This is a genomic window from Corallococcus sicarius (assembly GCF_003611735.1).
Lineage (GTDB): Bacteria > Myxococcota > Myxococcia > Myxococcales > Myxococcaceae > Corallococcus > Corallococcus sicarius.
In genome coordinates, this window is record NZ_RAWG01000747.1 from 1 (window position 1) to 443 (window position 443).

Below are 443 nucleotides of genomic sequence, written 5' to 3' on the forward strand. Positions count from 1 at the left end.
GGCCTGCTCGGCACGTCGCTGCTGCGGCTGCAATGTTACGAGGGGCTCGATACCGCCAGCGCGCTCTATGAATGGGACTACCCGCGCCAGATCATGGCACTGCGCCTGGCCGAGGCCGCCGGCGAAAAACCCCGCGCCGACACCCTCTACCGCGACGAATTCCTCCTCAAGCGCCCCCTACTGCAGGCGTTGCTGCCCGACCCACTCCATGCCGAGACACCACGCGTGCTGCTGATCGACGAGATCGACCGCGCCGACGAACCGTTCGAGGCGTTTTTACTGGAGCTGCTGTCCGACTTCCAGGTGTCGATTCCCGAATTCGGCACGGTGCGCGCGCAGGTGATTCCGCTGGTCATCATGACGTCCAACCGCACACGCGAGGTGCACGACGCGCTCAAGCGGCGCTGCCTGTATCAATGGATTGGCTACCCCGACAAGGCACG

General features: G+C 64.8%; 1 protein-coding gene. It reads left to right on the forward strand.

Features of this window, described 5'->3' with window-relative positions:
• Positions 1-443: AAA family ATPase (locus D7X12_RS45750; protein WP_147444035.1), on the forward strand; the 443-nt coding region annotated here is incomplete at both ends.